We start from the raw sequence: 17,582 nt of genomic DNA, 5'->3' as shown, positions 1-17,582 counted from the left end.
CTCGGGCCCCGCGGGCCGGGGGGTCAGATCCGGCGGCGGGCCTTGCGGGCTCTGCGGACCAGGGCGGCGGTGCCGAGCAGCGCCACGGTCGCACCGGCGGCACCCGCCGCAGTCGCGTCCTTGCGGCCGAGGCGGCGCCCGGCGACGGTGTGCCGCCCCGCCACTTCTTCGAGGAGCGCGGCGAGCACGTCCTCGTTGGTCCAGCGTGGGCGCCAGCCCGCGTCGTGCAGCCGGCTCACGCTCACCACCCAGGGGTGCATCGTGTACGCCAGGTCCCCCGCCGGGGACGGGGTGAGCCCGATCCGGTGCAGCCGGGCGGCGGCGCCGAGGGCGACGGCCGAGGGCAGTTCCATGCGGCGGACACCGCTGAGCTCCTCGACCTCCTCCTGCTCCAGCCAGCCGTCGCAGCCGACCGCGAACTCGCCGTCGATCTTTTCCAGCGCCGCGTACTCCAGGGCCGTGACGAGGTCCTCGGCATGGCAGAACTGCCAGGTGGGACGCGACCCGGCGACGACGAGGAGGCGCGGCGACTCGAAGTAGCGGGTCAGCGCGGTGTCCGTGCCGCCGACCAGGACCGCGGGCCGGACCACGGTCACGTTGAGTCCGGGGTGCGCCCGGGGCGCACGGCGGCCGAGGCGTTCGATCTCCAGGAGGTCCCCGACACCGGTGGCCTCGGCCGTGGCGCGCAGCTCGGCGTCCTCGGCGAGCGGCAGGTCGTTGTCGGGCAGCGCCCCGTAGACCATCGCCGAGGTGCACAGCACGACCCGGTGGACCCCCGCGGCCGCGGCGGCCGTGAGCACGGTCTGGGTCCCGCGCACGTTGTAGGCGGTGCGGGCGGCGGGGTCGGTCTCCAGGTCGAGATCGAGTGCGAGATGCACCACGACGTCCGCGCCGCGCAGCTTCTCCGCGATGGCCGGGTCCCGCACGTCGAGGAGGTGCCAGGTCGCCTCGGAGACCTCTCCTCGGCGCTCGTCGATGGCGACGACCTGCTTGATCTCCTCGGATGCCACGAGGCGGGCGACGAGCAGCTCGCCGACGCCGCGCGCGGCTCCGGTGACCGCGACGACGGGGCCGCGGCTCCCTGAGCGGCTTTTCACGGGTTTGCTCTCGGTCGAGGGGGCGGACAGGTTTCGCGCTGCGCGAACCTGAGGATCTGGGGAACTCACCGGGCGTCTCCAGCGGTTGTCTTCAGTACGTACCCGAATGACGCGTACGTACCAGGTGGCGTCCATCCTGCCGCAGGCCGGGGCCGAGGAGCACCGAGGCCCCGAGCGGACTTTTGGTGTCTACGCTGGATGGTGATGTCGGGCAGTCGCCGTCGGTTCGCGCCGGCGGCCCTACGAGCCGAGGAAACCCGTGAGTGACACCCCATTCGGATTCGGTCTTCCGCCGGAGGAGCCGGAGAACGGCGACGAGGGCAAGAAGAAGGACCCCACCGGAGGTGGGCAGGGTTCGGGCGGGCCGGCGAGCCCGTTCGGCTTCGGGCTCGGCGCGGGCGGGGACAACCCGTTCGCGGCGATGTTCGGCTCGCTGAACCCCAACGACCTGGGAGCGGCCTTCCAACAGCTCGGCCAGATGCTGAGCTACGAGGGCGGTCCCGTGAACTGGGACATGGCCAAGCAGATCGCCCGCCAGACGGTCGCGCAGGGCACGTCCGACGGTTCCAAGGATGCGAGCGTCGGCCCGTCCGAGCGGTCCGCGGTCGACGAGGCGCTGCGTCTGGCCGACCTGTGGCTGGACGGTGTGACGTCGCTGCCCTCCGGTTCGGTCTCGACGGTGGCGTGGAGCCGCGCGGAGTGGGTGGAGGCGTCCCTCCCCGCCTGGCAGAAGCTGGTCGACCCGGTGGCTGAGCGCGTGGGTGTGGCCATGGGCGACGTGCTGCCCGAGGAGATGCAGGCGATGGCGGGCCCGCTGATCGGCATGATGCGGTCGATGGGCGGCGCGATGTTCGGCCAGCAGATCGGGCAGGCCGTCGGCGTGCTGGCGGGCGAGGTGGTCGGGTCGACCGACATCGGACTGCCGCTGGGCCCGGCGGGCAAGGCCGCGCTCCTTCCGCTGAACGTCGAGCGCTTCGGCAAGGACCTCGGCGTCCCGCAGGACGAGGTCCGGCTGTACCTCGCGCTGCGCGAGGCCGCCCACCAGCGGCTGTTCGCCCACGTCCCCTGGCTGCGCTCGCATCTGTTCGGCGCCGTCGAGGGGTACGCGCGCGGTATCAAGGTCGACACCAGCAAGCTGGAGGACGTGGTCGGCCAGTTCGACCCGTCGCAGCCGGAGCAGTTGCAGGACGCCCTTCAGCAGGGCATGTTCCAGCCGGAGGACACGCCGGAGCAGAAGGCGGCCCTGGCCAGGCTGGAGACGGCGCTCGCCCTGGTCGAGGGGTGGGTGGACGCGGTGGTGCACGAGGCCGCCAAGTCCCGTCTGACGTCGGCCGACGCACTGCGCGAGACCATGCGCCGACGCCGCGCCTCCGGCGGTCCGGCCGAGCAGACGTTCGCCACGCTCATCGGCCTCCAACTGCGTCCGCGGCGGCTGCGCGACGCCTCGCGCCTGTGGGCCTCGCTCACCGACGCCCGCGGTCTGGACGGGCGCGACGCGCTGTGGGAGCACCCCGACATGCTGCCTACGGCGCAGGACCTGGACGATCCGGACGGGTTCGTCCACCACGAGCAGCTGGACTTCTCCGAACTGGACAAGATGCTCGGCGAGGCCGCGCAGGGGCCGAAGAAGCCCGGGACCGGCACGGACGAGGCGGCGTCCGGAGAGGCCGACGACCGAGGGAGCGACGGCAAGGACGACAGCGACCGGTGAGCCTGCATGACGACGCCGTTCTCGTACTCAAGGGATACGAGAACGCGGTGGACCCGGTCCAGGACGGGCTGCGACAAGTCTATCTGGACCATCTCGCCCAGCACCCCGACGGCCTGTGGAAGGCGTGCGGCGCCGGGCATCTGACGGCCAGCGCTCTGGTCGTCGATCCCGAGCGCGGCCGCGTCCTGCTCACCCTGCACCGCAAGCTGCGCATGTGGCTGCAAATGGGCGGCCACTGTGAGCCGCAGGACAGGACGCTCGCCGCGGCGGCGCTGCGCGAGGCCACCGAGGAGTCCGGGATCAGCGGCCTCGCGCTGCTCCCGGGCGGGCCGGTGACGCTGGACCGCCATTCCATCCCCGCGCCCTGCCACTGGCATCTGGACGTCCAGTACGCGGCGCTGGCGCCGCTGGGCGCCACGGAGCAGATCAGTGACGAGTCGCTGGACCTGCGCTGGTTCACGTACGACGAGGTCCCATCGGTGGCGGACGCCTCGGTCGTGCGGTTGACGACGCGCGTCCGTGCCGCGCTGGAGCAGCGTCTGTAGACGCCCCTCACGGAGCGGCGGAGCCCCGCATGGCCGGAAACGGCAACGCCGGTACCCTTCCGGCTCCGCTTGGACCTGCACGCTTGGGCCCGCGCGGGAGGGGGCGGTCCTTCAGAACCTTCAGGGCCGCCCCTCTCGTGCCGCTGTCCGGTGCCGAGGTCCGTGGCTCAGTTCCAGGCGTTGTTCCGGTTCTGGCCGTGGGCTCCCTGCTGGCCCATTCCGTACTGGGCACGAATGCCCTGGCCGATCTGCGCGTTCTGCGGCGGCAGGACCTCGCTGGGCTGGATCAGCGCGTAGCCCTGGCCGAGGAAGCTGAGCTCCCAGCCCTCGCCGGTGCTTCCGCGGCGCCGCCAGACGCCCGAGGAGTGCGTCTGGGCCTGCATCTGCACCCGCAGGGAGCTGGACCACGCGACGATCGCGTCGGCATCGGCGTTGACGTACGTGTCGGGCGTGACCTGCATCATGAGCGGCTGGCCCGAGGTCATCAGCGCGACCTTGCCGCTGCCGGTGATGTTCAGCTGGTACTTCCCGGATCCGGAGATGCCGTACTGGCTGTCCACGGCGATGACCTCGTGGTGCAGCCCGGAGTCCAGCGCAAGGACATAGGAGCTGTCCACGGTCAGGCCGTCGTGGTCGACGTCGACCACGTGCACGTACTGCGCGAGATTGGCGAGGAACACGGTGCCCTGGCCGGAGCAGCGCATGAGGTCGAGGCCCTCACCGGTGTGCGAACGGGAGCGGCGCTGTCCCCTCGACCGGTACTCCCCGTCGAACTCGATCAGGCCCTGGTACGCGACCATGCTGCCCTTGCGGGCGAGGACGTCGTCGTGGCCGTTGAGCACGACCCGGAGCATCTGTGCGTTCTGCAGGGTGTAGCGGTCCGCGGACTGCTGTTCGGTGTGCTGGAAAAGCGGGCTCTGCATGGTGTCCTCTCGCTCCCCTCAGCCCCGGGCCCGCAGGCGGTCGGTGCTGTCCTCGCTCGGCTGTACGACGACGATGCCCTGGCCGGAGAAGGCCATCTGAAACGCCTCACCGCTGCCACGGCCGATCAGGGACGCCGCCTTGAAACTGCGCTTGCCCTTCACCTTGAGGTTCGGGGACCAGGCGATGAGCGCGTCGGGGTCCACGTACGTCTCGTCCTCACCACTGCCGCAATTGACGACGACGGGGGTTCCCCGCGAGGTCAGCGCGACCCAGCCGGTACCGGAGATGGACACGTTCCACAAGCCCTGCCCGGCGAACTTGGCGAGGCCCTTGACCCGCTCGACTCCCCACTGGAGCTGTGCGTCGAACGCGAGGACGTTCGTGCCGTTGACCGACAGCGCCTCGTTGTCGAGGTGGACGACGACGACGTCCGCACCGTAGTCCGCGAGGTAGAGCAGTCCGTCCCCGCTGCACTTCATGAGCGGGGCGCCTTCTCCGGTGATCCAGTCGCGCGCGATCTGGCGTACGGCGGGCGGGTTCGGCTCGTACTGCATGAACCCCTCGTACGCGACCATCGAGCCCACGCGTGCGAAGAGGTCCTGGCCCGTGGCCATCGCCACCTTCAGCATGGCGCTGCCGTGATTCTCCATACGGGCTGTGACCGGTGCGGGGGCGTACCCCGCGAGCTGCTGGTTCATACTTCGGCTTCCTCAGAGCTCGTACGGCTGGACGACGATGAAGTTGCCCGGTGCGCCCCGGAACTGAAGGTTCACCGACTCCCCGCTGTGTCCCGGGTAGGCGTTGTGGCGCAGCCGCACCTGGCTGGAGACGATCACCTGGGACGCGGCGGACCAGGCCACGATCGCGTCGCTGTCGGCGAACGTCGTCGGCGTGACGGGCAGGACCACCGGGGTGCCGTGCGTCATCACCACGACCGTGCCGATCCCCTGGAAGACCATGGTGAACAGTGCCCCGCCCGGGATCCCGTGCCCCTCGATCCGCCGTACCTCGTACTGGAGGGACTCGTCGAAGGCGAGGACGCGCTCGGCCGAGACGCAGATGCTGTCGCCCTGCAGCTCGATGGGGTGCAGATGGGCGCTGTTCTCCGCGAGGAAGACCTGGCCGCGGCCGGTGCAGCGCATCAGCTGCATCTCCTGGCCCGTGGCGTTCCCGACGATCCGGCCCGCGAATCCCGCGCCCTTGTAGCTGAAGTCGACCTTGCCCTGGTACATGACCATACTGCCCTGGCGGGCCAGGACGGGGGCACTGTCCTGACCGAGGTCCACCCGGACCAACTGGTGGTTCTGCGACGTCCAGCGTCGGCCGGTCGCCACCTCCTTGTAGAGGTTGACGGCCGCCTGGAGCCCGCCGCCGGACTGCGGTACGCCGAGCGGCACTCCCGTGACCATGCCCGGCGGCTGCTGCCCGTACGGAGCCGGGGGCTGCTGGCCGTGGGGCGCCGGGTACGGCTGGCCCGGGGAAGCCGCGGCAGGCGCGGGTTGACCGGGAGCCTGGCCGAACTGCGGCGGCTGTCCGTAGAGCGCCGGTGCGGGGGCGGGCGGCGGAACGACGCCGCCCGGCGGTGTCGTGGGTGCCATCGGCGCCACCATCGTCGGCACGCTGTGCATCTGCTGCGGGGTGACCGCGGCCGGGGCGCCGAAGGACGGAGCGGGCTGCGAAGCCGGGGGGACCTGAGGTACCTGGGGCGCCAGAGCTACTTGGGGAGCTTGTGGCACCTCGGGGGCTTGTGGTGCCTGGGGGGCGGCAGGGACGCCGAAGGACGGGACCGGCGCGGGTGCGGACGCCTGCGCGGGCGGGGCGAAGGGCGGCGGGGTCGACTGCGGCTGGGCGGCGGCAGGCTCCTCCTCGGCGACCTCGCCTCCGAAGTTCTTCAGGAGCGCTTCGAGACCGCCGTCGAAGCCCTGGCCGACGGCGGCGAACCGCCAGACGTCCTTCAGGTAGAAGTCGCCCAGCATCACGGCGCGTTCGGTGGTGAACTCCGAACCGTCGAAGGCGTACCGGGCGACTTCCTCGCCACCGGCGACGATCCTGATGTATCCGGGGCCGATCTGGGACATCTGGCCGGCGCCGTCGATCGTCGCAGTGAATGACAGCTTCCGGATGTGGGCCGGAATGCGCTCCAGGGTGACACGGAACGACTCGGTGTCACCGGCCTGGGGGCCGAGGAGCTGAATGGACTCCTCGGGTGACTTGGGCTGATTGAAGAAAATGAAATACCGGTCGTCGGAGAGCCGCTCATCGGCGTCGAGACCGAAGCAGCTGATGTCGACGGTCAGCCCCGGGCCACCGATCTGCACACCTACGTACAGGTCCGTCCCCGGGGTGAGGTCGCCGATCCTGGCCTTGTGGCCGCGCTGGAATTCCCTGGCCATGCGTAACGACCGTCCCCCATCCCGAAGGTGAATACGTCGCGCCAGGCTAGCCGCAATCGCGGACATCGAGCCAAGCCGGTACACATCTGGTACAGAAGCGCCGGACGTCACTCGCCTCGCGCGGCGGGCAGATGCGGCAGCCGGTCCGCCGCCACCACGCCCTCCAGATAACCGCGGGCCCGTTCGGTACGGGGATACGCGTCCAGCAGCCGCCAGAACCGCGGGCCGTGACCGGGCACCAGCAGATGGGCCAGCTCGTGCACCAGTACGTAGTCGACGACGTACTCGGGCATGCCCTGCAACCGGTGCGACAGCCGGATGCTGCCCTCCGCCGGAGTGCAGGACCCCCACCGGGTGTTCTGATTGGTCACCCATCGCACCGACACGGGCCGGGCCCGGCCCTCGAAGTACTGGGCGGACAACCGCTCCGCGCGCTCGGCGAGTTCACCGTCGCCGAGAATGCTCCGGCTCTCCTGAGCGGCGAGCTTGTCGAGCATCACGGTCACCCACCGCTGCTCCTCGGCCTTCGACATCCGGGCCGGGATGAGCACGATGGTGCGATCCCCCTCGCGGTACGCGGAAACCGTCCTGCTGCGCCGGTTGCTCCTGCGGACCTCGACCGCGCTCGTGGCCGAGGCGCGGGGCGGACGGTCCACTGGGCCGCGCCGACGTGTTCGGGCGCTGCGCGCAGGGGGATCTTCGGCGATTCCGGGTGGCGGGTCGGCGGGCACGCCATGACGTTACCCGGTCACGACGGAGGAAGTCCTGCCTCCGGACGGTTCGTACGTGATCCACTCCGCAACGTGCACCATTTGAACGACAAATGCACCGCACCTGTGGACAACTTTCCGCACCATTCGGCGCTTCCCCGCATTCTGACAACGCTCCGGCAACGCATCTCGCGCAGGTCCGGCGCGTGATCCATGAGCGCATCACGCGTGGCGATCTTCGCTGCCGAGCGCACGGATTTCAGAACGAGGAACACAGAACTCGCAGAACACAGACCCGGAGGAAAGCCGTGTATCCGATGTTGAAGCCCGCGCTGCGCCGCGCATGGCGCGGCCGAGGGACGGTCCAATTCGGGGTGACGCCCGCTCATGCCGTGACGCTCGGGCCGATGGATATCGCGACGAGCAGTTTTCTGGAACTGCTCGATGGTACGCGTGGCCTGCCACTGCTGCGGGAGGAGGCGCGGGCACTGGACCTGTCCGACCATCAGGTCGACACCCTGGTCCAACGTCTGACCGACGCGGGCCTGATCGACGACGTGCGGCCCATCGGTCCCGAGACCGATGCGTTGAGGAACCGGCCCGGCGCTCTGGAGAGGCACCGACCCGATCTGGCGTCGCTGTCGGTCGTCCATCCCGAGCCGGGCGGCGCAATGCGGAGGCTGGCGGCCCGTCGGGCGATGCGGGTCCAGGTGCGGGGTGCGGGCCGGGTGGGCGCCGCGATCGCGGCGGTGCTGTCCGGGGCCGGGGTGGGCCGGGTGGAGGTTCTGGACGGCGGGCACACAAAACCGTGGGACGTCTCGCCCGGCGGGCTGCCTGCGGCGGCGGTCGGGGAGCGCAGGGACACCGCCGCCCGGCAGTTGGTGCGCCGGTCCGCGGGAGGCTCGGCTCCTCGGGCCGCGGAGACCATGGGAGGACCGGAGAGCGGGGAACCGGGGCTCTCGCTGGTCGTGGTGGCTCCCCGTGACGGCTTCGGCGTGTACGTACCGGACCCGCGATCGGCGGAACAGTGGATCACCTCCGGTACTCCCCACCTCTATGCCGGAGTGGTGGAGGCGACGGGAGTGGTCGGCCCCTTGGTCCTGCCCGGGGGAACGGCATGCGCCGGGTGTCTGGCACTGACCCGCGTGGAGGCGGACGGGGAATGGCCCCGGATGCTGTCCCAGTGGCGTTCCGGGCGGCGGAATGCCGTGCAGGCGTGCGACCTGGGGCTGGCCACGGCGGTGGCCGGACTCGCCGCCGCGCATGCGCTGTCCTTTCTGGACGGTGATCTGCCCGCGAGCACGGGAACCCGCTGGGAGACCGCTCTGCCACTGTTGGACTGGCGGTCGGAGCGGATCATGGCGCATCTCGACTGTTGCTGCGGGGCGGCTGGGCACGCTGCCAGGGAGCGCGCCTCCGGGGTCGACACGGCACACGACACAATGGCCGGGTAACCGCCGCACGCGGTACGGCAGTCTGGGATTTGGAGGGGCTCATGTCTGATCTTCCCCGGAAAGCGGTCACGCGTACCGCCAAGCTGGCAGCCCTGCCGTTGGGCTTCGCCGGACGCGCCACCTGGGGCCTGGGCAAGCGGATCGGGGGGAAGTCCGCGGAGCTGGTCGCCCGTGAGGTGCAGCAGCGGACGGCCGATCAGCTCTTCAAGGTACTGGGCGAGTTGAAGGGCGGTGCGATGAAGCTGGGCCAGGCGCTGTCCGTGTTCGAGTCGGCGCTGCCCGAGGAGGTGGCCGGACCGTACCGTGCGGCGCTCACCAAACTGCAGGACGCCGCGCCTCCCATGCCCAGCGGCACGGTGCACGAGGTGCTGGCGGGCCGGCTCGGTGAGGACTGGCGGGATCTGTTCCTGGAGTTCGAGGACAAGCCGTCGGCCGCCGCGTCGATCGGCCAGGTGCACCGGGCGGTGTGGCACGACGGGCGGGACGTCGCGGTGAAGGTGCAGTATCCGGGCGCGGGAGAGGCGCTGCTCTCGGACCTGACCCAACTCAGCAGATTCGCCCGGCTGCTCGGCCCGTTGATACCCGGCATGGACATCAAACCGCTCATCACGGAGTTGCGCGACCGGGTCTCGGAGGAGTTGGACTACGAGCAGGAAGCACGGTCGCAGCAAGCCCACGCCGAAGAGTTCGCGGCCGATCCGGATGTGGTGATCCCCGGTGTGGTGCACCAGTCCGACCAGGTGCTGGTGACGGAGTGGATGGACGGCGTTCCGCTGGCCGACGTGATCGCGGAGGGCACGCCCGAGCAGCGGGACCGGGCAGGTCAGTTGCTGGCTCGCTTCCTCTTCTCGGGGCCGGCGCGTACCGGGCTGCTGCACGCCGACCCGCATCCGGGCAACTTCCGGCTGCTGCCTCCGGCGGACGGGACGGGGGAGGCCGATGAGTCCGGTGATATCGGGCAGTGGCGGCTCGGGGTACTGGACTTCGGCACGGTGGACCGCCTGCCGGGTGGTCTGCCACAGACGATCGGGGACTCCCTGCGGCTGGCACTGACGGGTGACGCGCGGACGGTGTACGAGCTGCTGTGCGAGGAGGGGTTCGTCAAGGAGTCGGTCGGTCTCGACCCGGACACGGTGCTGGACTACCTTCTCCCGATCATCGAGCCGGCGCAGGTGGAGGAGTTCACCTTCACCCGGAGCTGGATGCGCCACCAGGCGGCGCGGATCGGCGATCCTCGGTCTCCCGCCTATCAGCTGGGCAAGCAGTTGAATCTGCCGCCCGCCTATCTGCTGATACATCGGGTGACGCTGAGCACGATCGGGGTGCTGTGCCAGCTGGGCGCGACGGTACGGCTGCGTGACGAACTCGAATCCTGGCTGCCGGGTTTCCTGTGGGAGTACGAGCAGGAGCCCGTGGGAGAGGAGGAGCCGACCGACGACGCGGTAGCCGGGGGGTAGACGGCGGCCGTCGGCCCGGCCGGCGCAGCCGGGAACCGGGACCGGGGCAGGCACGCGCACCCGGATGTCACCACCAGGCGGAGTCGAGACGGCTCTCGATCGCCCTGATGTGCGTACGGGTGCACGTGTCGCAGATGTACTGGCGGATGCCGTTCTCCACGGAGCAGAGCCAGGTCGGTGGCGCGGTCCCACTGTCCGCCGAGACGCCGCACAGGGCGCAGGCGACCACCGTGGCGTCCTGCCGGTCGGGCCGTTCGTTCCGGGAATCTGTCTCCTCGTCCACCTCGTGACGATAAACCCGATGGTCGCCGTGGCGTGCCGCGCCGCACAGCGCGGACGCGACAACGCAGCGCGAGCGCGACAACGGCGGGCCGTGGTCCGCGTGCCGAACGACCGTGGGGCCGGTCCGTTCGGACCGGCCCCACGGAAGGGGTGCTGCGGAAGAAGGGGTACTGAGGAACCGGGTCCGGGACCAGGTCCGTGGGCGCCGGGCGGAGCGGTCGCCCGGCGGCCGGTGGTGCCGATGTGAGGGCCGGCTAGTGCATGACCGCCATGGCCAGCGCACGGCGGGCACGCATCGATACGCGCTCGGCCCTGCGCTGCATCCGGCGTGCGTTGACCAGGCGCACGGCTCGGCGTTGCGTGTCGGCCTCCCTCATGCGCTCGTGCATATGGGCACGAGCCAGGGCTTCTGGGATGAGTTGCATCTCGCGGGTCCTGTTCTGGCGCGAATCGTTCGCACCGATGATCGTGACGTTCGGTGTTGCAGAGCCGACGGGCTCATTCGTGGGGACGGACATGGGTGCCTGATTTCGGGGATCGTGGGTGCGGGGGCGGTCGATGGTTCCGGTGCGCTTGGTGGGTTTGGGGGCCATGACCCCCAGTCCGGCGGTCACGCCGCGACCGGGTTCTTGCGCGGACGGCCCCGAGGCCGCTTGCGGGCGACGACGACGCCCTGGATGAAGAGCTCCCCGCCCCAGACGCCCCACGGCTCGCGCCGTTCCTTGGCACCGGCGAGGCACGCCTCGACGAGCGGGCAGGTGCGGCAGAGGGACTTGGCGTACTCGACGTCGGCCGGCGACTCGGCGAAGAAGACCTCCGGGTCGTAGGAGCGGCAGGGTACGGGTACGCCGAGGTTCTCGATGGCGTCGTCGAGCGAGGTGAGCGCGGTGAGGGGGGTCAAGGTGGAGTCCTCCGTGAGGCCGGGCGGCGGGATCGTTTCGGAAGGCGGTACGGACGGGGCGTGCGCTTCGAGTTGCACGGTGGGTGGTGTCCTCGTCTGGTCGTTCCGGCCTGTTGGCCGGATGGCGGCTGGTACCGGGTACTGCTTGTCCCGAGGCTCCTTCACGCTGTCCGTCCCCATGGGCGGACGGACTGTCCATCCGTTCGGACAAACAAAAGGGCCGCGGATCCCGAGTGGGGTTCCGCGGCCCTGAAGGCGCCGGCCTGATGCTGAATCAGGCTGGATCACTCCAGGGTTCAGGCCCACGGAAGGCCCACATCGTGTGGTGGTGCGTCGTCTGCTTCTTGGCGCCGGCTTCCACTCCCGCACCGGCTGCGGCGAAGGCATAGGCCTGGGCCTGCCCCTTCGCTACTGCTGCTGCCGGTGCGTGAGCCGGTCGCTCATTGCGCTCCCGAACGGGGAAGCTCGCGGAGGACAGCGGGCTGACGGCGGACAGACCGGTGCCACGAAGCGAGAAATCGCGGGAGCAGACGAGGCCGAGCGAGCAGGCGGAGACGACCGAGAGATCGGTCATTTTGTTGGTCTTGATGATGCTGATCACTTCAATCGCCTCCTCTCGGCGTCTCGGGGGATCGGCGGACCGATCCTGCGTATTTGGATAAGTACAGCACAGAGCCAGGGCTTCAGAGAAGCCGCTGTCCCTGTGGTTAAGAACCTATGGTGATGACTGGGGCAGGCGCAAACTATTTTTCCGACGAGTTTCCCTCACGCTTCGTCAGGGGCCTCGGATGCCTCCTCCTCCCTGGCTCCACCTGCACAGATGGCGAGAACCGCGGTCCCGAACCGGTTCAGCTTCCGCGTGCCGACACCAGAGATCACCGCCAGTTCGCCCGCGCTGCCCGGCACCGCTTCGGCGATCGCCATCAACGTCTTGTCGGTGAACACGCAATAGGGAGGCTGGCCGATCTCCTCGGCCCTGACCGCCCGCCAGTCGCGCAGCCGCCCGTACAGCGCCTCGTCCATGTCGGACGGGCAGTCGTCGCAGCGCATCAGCTTCATCTCGCCCGCGTCGGTGAGGGTCTTCCCGCAGACTCGGCACCGGGCCGGGCGACGGCGGGTGCGCCGGGCGGCCGGGCCGTGGGTCCGTTCGCCCCCGCCGCCGCCCCCGATCACCTCGGCGTGGACGCCACGGGCCGCGGTCCCGGCGCGCAGTCCGGTCAGGAACCGGCTCGGGCGGCGGCCCGCCCGTCCGCCCGGCGAGCGGGCGAGCGACCAGGACAGCGACAGGTGGACACGGGCCCGGGTGATGCCGACATAGAGGAGCCGCCTTTCCTCCTCGATCTGCTCGTCGGTCCTGGCGTAGGCGATCGGCAGCATGCCCTCGGTCAGTCCGACCAGGAACACGGCGTCCCATTCCAGACCCTTCGCCGAGTGCAGCGAGGCGAGGGTGACTCCCTGGACCGTGGGGGCGTGCTGGGCGGCGGCCCGTTCGTCGAGCTCCGCCACCAGGTCGCGGAGCGTCGCCCCCGGCCTGGCCCGCTCGAAGTCCTCGGCGAGCCGGACCAGCGCGGCAAGGGACTCCCAGCGGTCACGCACCGCCCCGGAACCCGCGGGCGGCTGCGGTGTCCACCCCTTGGTGGACAACACCGCGCGCACCTGGGCCGCCAGGTCCTCCGCGTCGTCCAGCAGACGGTCGTTGCCTCCCGCGCGCGCGGCGCCTCGCAGCGCCGTGCCCGCTTCCCGCACCTCCGCCCGTTCGAAGAAGCGCTCCGCCCCACGCAGTTGGTAGGGCACGCCGGCGTCGGCCAGGGCCTGTTCGTAGACCTCCGACTGGGAGTTGACCCGGTAGAGAACGGCGATCTCGCCGGCCGGGACGCCCGCGGCGATCAGGTCGCGGACGCGGCGGGCGGTGCCCTCCGCCTCCGCGGGCTCGTCCGCGTACTCCGTCCGGACGGGCTCGGGTCCGGGGTCGCGCTGCGAGACCAGCTCCAGCCGGTGCTCGGCGGCGCGGCCGCGGGCCTGGCCGAGCAGCCCGTTGGCCAGATGGACGACCTGGGGGGTGGAGCGGTAGTCCCGGACCAGCTTGACGACGGTCGCGTGGGGGTGGCGGCTACGGAAGTTCAGCAGATGTTCGGGTGTGGCTCCGGTGAAGGAGTAGATCGTCTGGCCGGCGTCGCCGACCACGCACAGGCTGTCCCGGTCACCGAGCCAGAGATCGAGGAGCCGTTGCTGGAGGGGGCTGACGTCCTGGTACTCGTCGACCACGAAGTGCTGGTACTGGCGGCGGACGTGTTCGGCGATGTCGTGACGGTCCTGGAGGATGGCGACGGTCAGCAGCAGCACGTCCTCGAAGTCGATCACCGCGTGGTCGCGCTTGAGCTGCTCGTACATGGCGTAGATCTGGGAGATCTCGGCCGGATCGCGAGGGGCGTCCCGGTGGGTCCTGGCGACCACGGCCGGGTAGTCGGCGGGCACGGTCTGGGTGACCTTGGACCATTCGATCTCGCTCGTGACATCACGCAGTTCGTTGCGGTCGAGCCGGATGCGGCAGCGGGCCGCCGCCTCCGCGACCAGCTGGACCTTGCGCTCCAGCAGCCGCGGCAGTTCGCCGCCGACCGCCTTCGGCCAGAAGTACTGGAGCTGGCGCAGCGCGGCGGAGTGGAACGTCCGCGCCTGCACCCCGCCGGCGCCGAGCTGGCGCAGCCGTCCGCGCATCTCGCCCGCGGCCCGGTTGGTGAACGTGACGGCGAGCACGCTCGTCGGCTGGAGTATCCCCGCGCGCACCCCATAGGCGATGCGATGGGTGATCGCACGCGTCTTGCCCGTACCGGCACCCGCCAGCACACACACCGGGCCGTGCAGGGCCGTGGCGACCTCGCGCTGCTCGGGGTCGAGCCCGTCGAGCACGGCGTCGGCCGACTCGGGGATCTGTGGGAAGAGGGAGGAAGGCGTTGCTGCTGTCACCCCGCCATGCTGCCAGGTCGCATGAGACCGGTGCGGAGGTTGTCCACAGGGGCGGCCTGTCCGTCGTATTAATTGCGAGTTAATTGCGAGACTCCGCGCGGGGCGATGGCGGGACTCCGCACGGGCCCTGTTGGCGGGCCCGGTGTGAGATGTCTCCGGACCGGGCGGTGGCGGGAATGGTGATCGGCCCGCATACGTTGCCCATCCGACAGCGGGCCGAGCAGGACCGCGCAGTCGAACGAGACAGAGGAGCGGGAAGAGATGCCGGGCACTGTGACGATGTACAGCACCACGTGGTGCGGCTACTGCCGTCGGCTCAAGAGCCAGATGGACCGCGAGGGCATCGCGTACAACGAGATCAACATCGAGCAGGACCCGGAGTCCGCCGCCTTCGTCGAGAAGGCCAACGGGGGCAACCAGACCGTGCCCACCGTCCTGGTGGTCGGTTCGACGGGCGCCGAGGCCGTCATGACGAACCCGTCCCTGGCCCAGGTGAAGCAGGCGCTCGCCGCCTGATCCGACGTCCGGCCGCCGAAACGGCCCGATCCGCCGACGACCGGCCGCGTGGTACGGAGGAACGAGGAGAACGCCCCTCACCGACTCGGTGAGGGGCGTTCTCGCGTCTTCCGGCCGGATGCCAGCCGGCGCCTCGTCCGGCTCGGCCTCGGGACGCCCGTCCGGCGCCGCCCGGGTACTCGGCCGGATGGGCCCGGTGCTCGACCGGCGCGGCCCGGGTCCTCAGCCGACGCTGCCCGGCTTGGGGAGCGGCTTTCCGTACCAGATCTCGATCAGGCGGGACGCGATCGAGATGCCGTACGGGGGCAGGACCTCGCCCGATTCGAAGGCCGCGGTCAGTTCCTCGCGGGAGAACCAGCGGGCCTCCTCGATCTCCTCGCCGTCCACATCGATCTCAAAGGAGGTCGCCCGTGCCATGAAGCCGAGCATCAGGCTGGACGGGAACGGCCAGGGCTGGCTGGCGATGTACTCGACCTCGCCGACCGTGATGCCCGCCTCCTCGAGGACCTCGCGGGCCACGGACTGCTCGATCGACTCCCCCGGCTCGACGAAGCCCGCGAGCGTGGAGAAGCGGCCCTCGGGCCAGTGCACCTGACGGCCCAGCAGGGCGCGGTCCTGATCGTCCGTCACCAGCATGATGACCGCGGGGTCGGTACGCGGGTAGTGCTCGGCGCCGCAGACCGGGCAGCGGCGGATGTGACCGGCCGCCGCGATGACCGTGCGCTCCCCGCAGCGCGAGCAGAAGCGGTGCAGACGCTGCCAGTTCTCCAGGGCCACCGCGTGCGCCATCAGTCCGGCGTCGCGGGGGCCGAGCAGCATCCCGGCCTCACGCAGTCCGGCCGGGCGGGCCGGCTGGTCCATGCGGCCGGGCAACGAGTCCTTCTGGAGCGCGAAGTAGCTGACACCGTCCGCGTCGGTGCCCAGGAAGTAGCGGTGGGTCTCGGTGAGCGGAGCCTCGAAGGCCGGTGTCATGACGATCTGCGTGCCGCCGTCGGCGGTGTCGTCGATCAGCACCTGTCCGCCGGAGACGACGAACACACGCGTGGTGGGGTGGCTCCACGCGGCCGACAGCCATGCCTCGTCGAGGCGGTGGTGCGCCGCGCGGTCGATGCCGCTGGGCGCGGTGAGACCGATGGGCCGGTCCGTGGCGGCATAGTCGAAGGTGCTCACAGGTGCTTCCTACTCCCCGGGACGGTTCGGGTGTTCAGAGGGCTCGGCGAAAAGCTCAACGGAGTGCCTCGGCCAGCTCGCCCCAGAGGTGGGCGGTCGTCTCCACGCCCTTGAACAGCAGGTCCAGTTCGACCTTCTCGTCGGGGGCGTGCCAGCCGTCGGAAGGGACGGAGATGCCGAGGAAGAGGACGGGAGCGCCGAGTACGTCCTGCAGATCGGCGGCGGGCCCCGAGCCTCCTTCGCGGGTGAAGAGGATCTTCCGGCCGAAGGCCCGTCCCATCGCCCGGGAGACCGCTCGGAGGGCGGGGTGGTCCAGCGGCGTGAGGCAGGGGCGGGTGGCCGGGGAGAAGGTGATCCGGTGCCGGATGCCGGCCGGGATCCGCGCCTCGGCCCAGGCGCGGACCACCTGCTGGATGTGGTCGGGGTCCTGGCCCGCGACCAACCGGAAGCTGATCTTCACCAGTGCGGACGACGGGATGATCGTCTTGCTGCCCGCGCCCTGGTAGCCGCCCCCGATGCCGTTGACCTCGGCGGTGGGACGGGCCCAGACGCGTTCCAGCGTGGAGTAGCCGGTTTCGCCCGACGCCGCCCGGGACCGGGCGGTGCGCAGCCAGCTCGCCTCGTCGAAGGGGAGTTCCGCGAAGAGTGCCCGCTCGGCCTCGGTGAGCTCCGTCACGCCGTCGTAGAAGCCGGGTATCGCGATCCGGCCGTCCGCCTCGTGCAGCGCGGCGACGAGCCGGGCCACGGCGGTCGCGGGGTTGGGGACGGCGCCGCCGAACGAACCGGAGTGGATGTCCTGCTCGGGGCCGTGCAGCTCGATCTCGCACTCCGCCAGGCCGCGCATGCCCGTGCAGACCGTGGGCGTGTTCTCGTCCCACATGCCGGTGTCGGAGACGATCACGGCGTCGGCGGCGAGGCGGGCGGCCCGTTCCTCGACCAGGGCGCGGAAGTGCGGCGAACCGGACTCCTCCTCGCCCTCGATCAGCAGCTTGAGGTTGACGGCGGGGCTGGTCCGGCCGGTGGCGGCGAGGTGGGCCCGCACACCGAGGGTGTGGAAGAACACCTGCCCCTTGTCGTCGGCGGCGCCCCGCCCGTACATGCGGCCGTCGCGGATCACGGGCTCGAACGGGTCGGTCTCCCAGCCGTCCTCGCGGGCGGCGGGCTGCACGTCGTGGTGCCCGTAGACAAGAACGGTCGGAGCATCCGGGTCGCCGGACGGCCACTCGGCGAAGACCGCGGGGGCACCGGGGGTCTCCCAGATCTCGGTGACCGGGAAGCCGGTCTCCGTCAGCTTGGCGGACAGCCACTCGGCGCTGCGCCGTACGTCCCCGTCGCGCTCCGGCTGGGCGGACACGGACGGGATGCGCAGCCAGGCGACGAGGTCGTCGAGGAAGGCTGTGCGGTGCTGCTCGATGTACGTGTGGACGGCGCTGTCCGGGGTGTCGCTCATGGTGTCGA

General features: G+C 70.7%; 17 protein-coding genes. 5 read left to right on the top strand and 12 right to left on the bottom strand.

Features of this window, described 5'->3' with window-relative positions:
• Positions 1–23 precede the first annotated feature (23 nt).
• Entirely contained in the window at positions 24–1,166 is a 1,143-nt protein-coding gene (locus ACGF2V_RS26570; RefSeq protein WP_362708983.1) for an SDR family oxidoreductase, read from the bottom strand.
• Positions 1,167–1,356: 190 nt separating this feature from the next.
• On the opposite strand from ACGF2V_RS26570, the gene ACGF2V_RS26565 reads away from it, so the two are divergent.
• Positions 1,357–2,808: a zinc-dependent metalloprotease gene (locus ACGF2V_RS26565; protein ID WP_362629891.1), complete on the top strand. Its 1,452-nt coding sequence runs from the start codon at positions 1,357–1,359 to the stop codon at positions 2,806–2,808.
• Entirely contained in the window at positions 2,805–3,353 is a 549-nt protein-coding gene (locus ACGF2V_RS26560; protein WP_362629894.1) for an NUDIX hydrolase, read from the top strand. The genes ACGF2V_RS26565 and ACGF2V_RS26560 overlap by 4 nt, the downstream gene beginning before the upstream one ends.
• 167 nt (positions 3,354–3,520) lie before the next feature.
• Here the strand turns inward: ACGF2V_RS26560 and ACGF2V_RS26555 are convergent, their stop codons facing one another.
• The 4 genes from ACGF2V_RS26555 to ACGF2V_RS26540 all read right to left on the bottom strand — a co-directional run bounded on the left by ACGF2V_RS26555 (position 3,521) and on the right by ACGF2V_RS26540 (position 7,401).
• A complete protein-coding gene (locus ACGF2V_RS26555) occupies positions 3,521–4,276 on the bottom strand; it encodes an AIM24 family protein (protein ID WP_362629897.1) in 756 nt (251 codons plus the stop codon).
• Between the two features lie 18 nt (positions 4,277–4,294).
• Positions 4,295–4,975, bottom strand: a complete 681-nt coding sequence (locus ACGF2V_RS26550) for an AIM24 family protein (RefSeq protein WP_362629900.1) — start codon at positions 4,973–4,975, stop codon at positions 4,295–4,297.
• 12 nt (positions 4,976–4,987) lie between these two features.
• Positions 4,988–6,670 (bottom strand): TerD family protein, encoded by a 1,683-nt coding sequence (locus tag ACGF2V_RS26545; RefSeq protein ID WP_362708986.1) that lies wholly within the window; start codon positions 6,668–6,670, stop codon positions 4,988–4,990.
• A gap of 107 nt (positions 6,671–6,777) precedes the next feature.
• On the bottom strand, positions 6,778–7,401 hold the full coding sequence (locus ACGF2V_RS26540; protein WP_362708989.1) for a M48 family metallopeptidase: 624 nt from the start codon (positions 7,399–7,401) through the stop codon (positions 6,778–6,780).
• A 287-nt stretch (positions 7,402–7,688) separates the two neighbouring features.
• Between ACGF2V_RS26540 and ACGF2V_RS26535 the strand changes: the two genes are divergently transcribed.
• Positions 7,689–8,834 (top strand): ThiF family adenylyltransferase, encoded by a 1,146-nt coding sequence (locus tag ACGF2V_RS26535; RefSeq protein ID WP_362629909.1) that lies wholly within the window; start codon positions 7,689–7,691, stop codon positions 8,832–8,834.
• A 41-nt stretch (positions 8,835–8,875) separates the two neighbouring features.
• Positions 8,876–10,291 carry an AarF/ABC1/UbiB kinase family protein gene (locus tag ACGF2V_RS26530; protein ID WP_362708992.1) on the top strand — a complete coding sequence of 472 codons (1,416 nt, stop codon included), beginning with the start codon at positions 8,876–8,878 and terminating at the stop codon, positions 10,289–10,291.
• 67 nt (positions 10,292–10,358) lie between these two features.
• On the opposite strand, the gene ACGF2V_RS26525 is transcribed toward ACGF2V_RS26530, so the two are convergent.
• The 5 genes from ACGF2V_RS26525 to ACGF2V_RS26505 form a co-directional block, all read right to left on the bottom strand.
• A complete protein-coding gene (locus ACGF2V_RS26525) occupies positions 10,359–10,574 on the bottom strand; it encodes a hypothetical protein (RefSeq protein WP_362709034.1) in 216 nt (71 codons plus the stop codon).
• A 253-nt stretch (positions 10,575–10,827) separates the two neighbouring features.
• Positions 10,828–11,187: a hypothetical protein gene (locus ACGF2V_RS26520; RefSeq protein ID WP_389047996.1), complete on the bottom strand. Its 360-nt coding sequence runs from the start codon at positions 11,185–11,187 to the stop codon at positions 10,828–10,830.
• Positions 11,184–11,552: a WhiB family transcriptional regulator gene (locus ACGF2V_RS26515; RefSeq protein WP_362630805.1), complete on the bottom strand. Its 369-nt coding sequence runs from the start codon at positions 11,550–11,552 to the stop codon at positions 11,184–11,186. Before ACGF2V_RS26515 ends, ACGF2V_RS26520 begins: the two co-directional genes overlap by 4 nt.
• A 196-nt stretch (positions 11,553–11,748) precedes the next feature.
• Positions 11,749–12,075 carry a hypothetical protein gene (locus tag ACGF2V_RS26510; RefSeq protein ID WP_362630804.1) on the bottom strand — a complete coding sequence of 109 codons (327 nt, stop codon included), beginning with the start codon at positions 12,073–12,075 and terminating at the stop codon, positions 11,749–11,751.
• Positions 12,076–12,239: 164 nt separating this feature from the next.
• Positions 12,240–14,438, bottom strand: a complete 2,199-nt coding sequence (locus ACGF2V_RS26505; protein ID WP_362708995.1) for an ATP-dependent DNA helicase UvrD2 — start codon at positions 14,436–14,438, stop codon at positions 12,240–12,242.
• A gap of 261 nt (positions 14,439–14,699) precedes the next feature.
• Here ACGF2V_RS26505 and ACGF2V_RS26500 point away from each other — a divergent pair, with 261 nt between their 5' ends.
• Positions 14,700–14,954 (top strand): mycoredoxin, encoded by a 255-nt coding sequence (locus tag ACGF2V_RS26500; RefSeq protein WP_148839091.1) that lies wholly within the window; start codon positions 14,700–14,702, stop codon positions 14,952–14,954.
• Between the two features lie 222 nt (positions 14,955–15,176).
• Here the strand turns inward: ACGF2V_RS26500 and nudC are convergent, their stop codons facing one another.
• Positions 15,177–16,124 carry an NAD(+) diphosphatase gene (gene nudC / locus ACGF2V_RS26495; RefSeq protein ID WP_362708997.1) on the bottom strand — a complete coding sequence of 316 codons (948 nt, stop codon included), beginning with the start codon at positions 16,122–16,124 and terminating at the stop codon, positions 15,177–15,179.
• 55 nt (positions 16,125–16,179) lie between these two features.
• Complete coding sequence (locus tag ACGF2V_RS26490; protein ID WP_362629389.1) at positions 16,180–17,574, bottom strand: dipeptidase; 1,395 nt, start codon at positions 17,572–17,574, stop codon at positions 16,180–16,182.
• Positions 17,575–17,582: the final 8 nt, after the last annotated feature.

Origin of the sequence: Streptomyces sp. NPDC047982, assembly GCF_043204165.1 — a bacterium.
Classification (GTDB): Bacteria; Actinomycetota; Actinomycetes; order Streptomycetales; family Streptomycetaceae; genus Streptomyces.
This window is presented reverse-complemented; position numbering and strand designations above follow the sequence as displayed.